The sequence below is a fragment of the Ectopseudomonas oleovorans genome, from assembly GCF_029845265.1.
Classification (GTDB): Bacteria; Pseudomonadota; Gammaproteobacteria; order Pseudomonadales; family Pseudomonadaceae; genus Aquipseudomonas; species Aquipseudomonas oleovorans.
Genome location: NZ_JAOCLK010000089.1, coordinates 1 through 4,279, shown reverse-complemented (window position 1 = coordinate 4,279; position 4,279 = coordinate 1). Strand labels below are relative to the sequence as shown.

Annotated in this window: 6 protein-coding genes; 3 read left to right on the top strand and 3 right to left on the bottom strand. The window is 61.3% G+C overall.

The features are described from left to right. Nucleotides 1-49 precede the first annotated feature (49 nt). Both rpmA and rplU read right to left on the bottom strand, forming a co-directional pair. Nucleotides 50-307: a 50S ribosomal protein L27 gene (gene rpmA, locus N5J71_RS22090; protein WP_061240940.1), complete on the bottom strand. Its 258-nt coding sequence runs from the start codon at nt 305-307 to the stop codon at nt 50-52. A gap of 36 nt (nt 308-343) precedes the next feature. After that, nucleotides 344-655 carry a 50S ribosomal protein L21 gene (gene rplU / locus N5J71_RS22085; protein ID WP_021445340.1) on the bottom strand — a complete coding sequence of 104 codons (312 nt, stop codon included), beginning with the start codon at nt 653-655 and terminating at the stop codon, nt 344-346. 246 nt (nt 656-901) lie between these two features. On the opposite strand from rplU, the gene N5J71_RS22080 reads away from it, so the two are divergent. Beyond that, nucleotides 902-1,870 (top strand): polyprenyl synthetase family protein, encoded by a 969-nt coding sequence (locus tag N5J71_RS22080; protein ID WP_128579755.1) that lies wholly within the window; start codon nt 902-904, stop codon nt 1,868-1,870. 122 nt (nt 1,871-1,992) lie between these two features. Here N5J71_RS22080 and N5J71_RS22075 read toward each other — a convergent pair whose 3' ends face one another. Beyond that, nucleotides 1,993-2,751: an SDR family oxidoreductase gene (locus N5J71_RS22075; RefSeq protein ID WP_084340233.1), complete on the bottom strand. Its 759-nt coding sequence runs from the start codon at nt 2,749-2,751 to the stop codon at nt 1,993-1,995. A gap of 284 nt (nt 2,752-3,035) precedes the next feature. Between N5J71_RS22075 and N5J71_RS22070 the strand changes: the two genes are divergently transcribed. Both N5J71_RS22070 and N5J71_RS22065 read left to right on the top strand, forming a co-directional pair. Then, nucleotides 3,036-3,770, top strand: coding sequence for a HugZ family pyridoxamine 5'-phosphate oxidase (locus N5J71_RS22070; RefSeq protein WP_279917653.1), 735 nt, complete (start codon nt 3,036-3,038; stop codon nt 3,768-3,770). 67 nt (nt 3,771-3,837) lie between these two features. After that, a partial coding sequence (locus N5J71_RS22065) for an FxsA family protein (RefSeq protein WP_279917652.1) occupies nt 3,838-4,279 on the top strand: 442 nt, incomplete at its 3' end.

The following is a 4,279-nucleotide window of genomic DNA, read 5'->3' as shown; positions in this document are numbered from 1 at the left end:
AACAAAAAAGCCCCGTCCTACGGACAGGGCTTTTCCAGCGCGTAGGCGATTAGGCCTGAACGACGCTCACGTAGCGACGGCCGAAAGCGCCTTTCACTTCGAACTTGACCACGCCTTCGACTTTAGCGAAGAGGGTGTGATCCTTGCCCATGCCCACGCCGAAACCCGGGTGGAACTCGGTGCCGCGCTGACGAACGATGATGTTACCGGCCTTGATGACCTGACCACCGTACATTTTCACGCCAAGGCGTTTACTTTCGGAATCGCGGCCGTTACGGGTAGAACCGCCAGCTTTTTTGTGTGCCATGAGTCAATACTCCTATAAAGGATCGGGGCCGACGAATCAGGCCTGGATACCGGTGATTTTGATCTCAGTGAACCACTGACGGTGGCCCTGACGCTTCATGTGGTGCTTACGACGGCGGAACTTGATGATGCGCACTTTATCGTGACGGCCTTGCGACACGACTTCGGCAACCACTTTAGCGCCGTCTACGACCGGAGCGCCGATTTTAACGTCGTCGCCGTTGCCGATCAGCAGAACGCGATCGAAAGTCACGGCTTCGCCAGTGGCGACTTCGAGCTTCTCGATCTTGAGGAATTCGCCTTCGGTGACTTTGTATTGCTTGCCACCAGTAACAATTACTGCGTACATGGTAAATCTCCGTTGATCCTGCTCACCCAGCGCTTTAGAAAAGTCGTTATTGGCTGGCATGGCTGCTTGGGGCCGGAAGTGACACCCTTGCAATTGCGTAAGGCAGGGAAATGCCCAGGGGGAAGTTCAGGGTGCGCGATTGTACGCAAGCGCCGAACGCCGCGCAAGGGCCGCAAGTGCTCGCCTTGACAGCCCCCACCCCGCCACCTAGCATGCCGCGCAACCTCACAGGAGCACCAGTCGCCGATGCAACCCCAGGCTTTCTACCGCGTGGTAGCGGACGATTTCACCGCCGTCGATGGCATCATTCGCCAACAGGTGGTTTCCCGCGTGCCGCTGGTGGAAAAGATCGGCGACTATATCATCTCCGCTGGCGGCAAGCGCCTGCGCCCATTGCTGGTACTGCTCAGCGGGCGTGCATTGGGTTACCAGGCCGATGACCTGCGCCTGCTGGCCGCCACCATCGAATTTCTGCACACCGCCACCCTGCTGCATGACGACGTGGTCGACATGTCCGACATGCGCCGTGGCCGCAGCACCGCCAATGCACAGTGGGGCAACGCACCGAGCGTGCTGGTGGGCGACTTCCTTTACTCACGCTCGTTCGAAATGATGGTCGCGCTCGGCTCCATGCCGGTGATGAAGATTCTCTCCCACGCCACCCGTGTGATCGCCGAAGGTGAAGTGCTGCAACTGTCCAAAGTGCGCGACGCCAGCACCACGGAAGATACCTATATGGAAGTCATCCGCGGCAAGACGGCGATGCTGTTCGAAGCCTCGACTCACAGCGCCGCTGCCCTGGCCGGCGCCAACGAGGCGCAGCGCGAAGCCCTGCGTACCTTCGGCGACCATCTGGGTATCGCCTTCCAGCTGGTCGACGACCTGCTCGACTACAAGGGCGACGCGGCCGAACTGGGCAAGAACGTCGGTGACGACCTGGCCGAAGGCAAACCGACCCTGCCGCTGATCTACACCATGCGTGAAGGCACCGAGGAACAGGCCGCGCTGGTACGCCGCGCGATTCAGAAAGGCGGTATCGAAGACCTGGAAAGCATCCGCGCCGCCGTGGATGCCGCTGGCTCTCTGGAGTACACCGCGCAACTCGCCCGCGACTACGCCGAACGCGCCATTGCCTGCCTGGACGTGCTGCCGGCCGGTGAATACCGCGACGCGCTGGTCGAATTGAGCCGTTTCGCCGTCGCACGCACGCACTAAGCCCAGCGGTGCGCACGGCGCACCCTAAAGTCCAAGTCCAGGCCGCCGCTCGCAGGGTGTGCACTGACAGAAACAAAAACGCCCCGAACCAGTCGAGGCGTTTTTCGTTCAGGCCTGGCGGATTACAGACGCAGGCCGCCGTCCAGCTCCAGAATGCGACCGGTGTAGTAGTCGTTTTCCAGAATGTAGGCCACCGAATGGGCGATCTCGGCCGGCTTGCCCATGCGCTTGAGCGGAATGCCCGAGGTCATTTTCTCCAGCGCTTCCGGCCTCATGCTGGCGGTCATCTCGGTTTCGATGAAGCCCGGCGCCACGCCCGCGACGCGAATGCCGTAACGCGCCAGCTCCTTGGCCCAGACCACGGTATCGGCAGCCACGCCGGCCTTGGCGGCGGAGTAGTTGGCCTGCCCCATATTGCCCGCGCGGGAAATGGAGGAGATGTTGACGATCGCGCCCTCGTTCTTCAGCTCGATCATCTTCGCCGCCACTTCACGGGTGCAGAGGAACACGCCGGTCAGGTTGACGTCGATCACCGCCTGCCACTGCGCCAGGCTCATCTTGGTCATCTCGCCATCTTTCACGCGGACGGTCAGGCCATCACGCAGGATGCCAGCATTGTTGACCAGGCCGTTGATGGCGCCGAAGTCATCGGCCACCTGGGCAACCATATGGGTCACCTGCTCTTCATCGGCGACGTTGCACAGGTAGGCACGGGCGTCACCACCAGCGGCCTTGCAGGCAGCCACGGTTTCGTCGAGTTTTTCCTGGTTCAGATCGACCAGCGCCAGCTTGGCGCCCTTGGCCGCCAGGTACTCACCCATGGCGCGACCCAGCCCCTGGCAACCGCCAGTGATGATGATGACTTTGTCTTTCAGTTGCATCGCTTTATCCCCCTCAAGGTGCAGCATTTACCGACCCCGCTGATGCCCGCTAAGCGCTATGCTAGGACGTCTGTCCGTTTATTAGGAATCTGTTCACGGTCTTGCGAGCTAGAGCGATACAAGGCAAAAACAGGCGAGGAACGCTCGGAGTCGCGCACGACTTTACGAGTTGTAAATGAGCATTCCGACCGGGCTGGCGTTCCAGCCTGTTTTTAACGCAGTAGCGCCGACGCGCAGCTGACAGTGAACAGGTTCCTACGGATTCTTTGCGAGGAGCCATATAGGTGAGCGTTAAAGCCGGCAAGCATGCACGAGAATTGCTGCTCAAGGAATACCGTGGCGTGCTCAGCACCCACTCCAAGGCCATGCCGGGCTTCCCGTTCGGATCGGTGGTGCCCTACTGCCTGGACGCCGAGGGCCGGCCGCTGATCCTGATCAGCCGCATCGCCCAGCACACCCATAACCTCGGGCAGAACGCCAAATGTTCGCTGTTGGTTGGCGAGCGTGGCGCAGAGGATGTGCAGGCGGTCGGTCGCCTCACTCTGCTCGCCGAAGCACGACAGTTGCATGACGAGAACGAAATCGAAGCGGCCGCCCAGCGTTATTACCGCTTTTTCCCCCAGTCGCGCGACTACCACCGGGCGCATGATTTCGATTTCTGGCGGCTGGAGCCGGTGCGCTGGCGTTTCATCGGCGGCTTCGGCGCCATTCACTGGCTCGACCAGGTGGCCCTGGCCAACCCCTTTGCGACAGACGGTAGTGAAGCGAGCATGGTCGAGCACATGAATGAAGATCACGCCAAGGCCATCGCCCATTACGTCGAACTGGCCGGCCTGCCGCAGCACGAACCGGCGCAGATGGTCGGTGTCGACAGTGAAGGCTTTCATCTACGCATCGGCCAGAGCCTGTACTGGCTGCCCTTTCCTGTAACCTGCAGCAATCCCGGCGCCGTGCGCCAGGCGCTGGTGCAACTGGCCAGAGCCGAGAGCTGGCCGGTCAATGGCGAGTCTTCAGCTTGAATTAAGCGCGAAACGCCATACTTAACCCCTACGGGAAGCCTGTCTTCCGCCAAGGACTCTTCGACCCATGCGCGCGTTTCTGTTCCTCTTTCTACTCTTTCCCATCATCGAGTTGGCTCTGCTGATCAAGGTTGGCAGCGCCATTGGCGTGCTGCCCACGCTGTTGCTGGTGATTGGCACTGCCATCCTCGGCAGCGTGCTGCTGCGCGTCGCCGGAGTCGCCACCGCCTGGCGCGCCCGCGAAAAACTCGCACGCGGCGAACTGCCCGAGCAGGAAATGCTCGAAGGCCTGCTGATTGCCGTCGGTGGCGGCCTGCTGCTGCTGCCAGGCTTCATCAGCGACATCTTCGGCGTGCTCTGCCTGTTCCCCTTCACCCGCCGCCTGCTGGTCGGCAAAATTCGTCGCCGCGCCCAGGAACAAGCCATGCGCCAGCGCGCCTTCTTCGATGACCAGGCCGCCCGCACCGGCAAGACCAACCCCAACGTGCTCGAAGGCGAGTACGAACGCC

What these genes read in the sequence shown, in the direction of transcription:
- rplU (WP_021445340.1), bottom strand. Translation starts at nt 655, where the DNA reads ATGTACGCAGTAATTGTTACTGGTGGCAAGCAATACAAAGTCACCGAA.
- rpmA (WP_061240940.1), bottom strand. Translation starts at nt 307, where the DNA reads ATGGCACACAAAAAAGCTGGCGGTTCTACCCGTAACGGCCGCGATTCC.
- N5J71_RS22080 (WP_128579755.1), top strand. Translation starts at nt 902, where the DNA reads ATGCAACCCCAGGCTTTCTACCGCGTGGTAGCGGACGATTTCACCGCC.
- N5J71_RS22075 (WP_084340233.1), bottom strand. Translation starts at nt 2,751, where the DNA reads ATGCAACTGAAAGACAAAGTCATCATCATCACTGGCGGTTGCCAGGGG.